The organism is Sphingomonas sp. 35-24ZXX (genome assembly GCF_000786215.1).
In the GTDB taxonomy this organism is placed as follows: Bacteria; Pseudomonadota; Alphaproteobacteria; order Sphingomonadales; family Sphingomonadaceae; genus Blastomonas.
The window spans coordinates 1-375 of record NZ_JROG01000034.1 but is presented as its reverse complement, the minus strand read 5'-3'; the positions used below and the strand labels follow the sequence as shown (position 1 = coordinate 375).

General features: G+C 65.9%; 1 pseudogene. It reads right to left on the bottom strand.

Annotated elements, in window-relative coordinates:
• Window positions 1–375: pseudogene (locus LI72_RS19855) on the bottom strand (IS66 family transposase zinc-finger binding domain-containing protein); the annotation flags it as partial.

The window sequence follows — 375 nt, the reverse complement described above, 5'->3', positions numbered from 1 at the left end:
AGCGGTTGGTGCTGCCCATACTTCTCGAAGAGTAGCATGGCGATGAAGCTGGGCCCGGCCCATCCGCGCGGAACAACGTGAAAGGGTGCCGGTGCTCGCGCGATCTTCTCGCAGTCCCGGCACGAGAACTTCTCGCGCACCGTCTGGATCTCCTTTCAGGAGCGCGGGATGATCTAGAGGGTCTCGGTGACGTCCTCCCCGAGCTTCGAAAGGCGATCCCCGCCGCACGCCGGGCAGGAGCAGGGCGCAGGCACCAAGACACGCTCGCGCGGTAGATGATCCGGGGAACCGCTTCCTCGCCGGGCGCTTGCGCTCGAAGGCGGTGACCGTGGTGGTCTTGGCTGCCGCTTCCTCCGCGATCAGATCGTCTTCGGC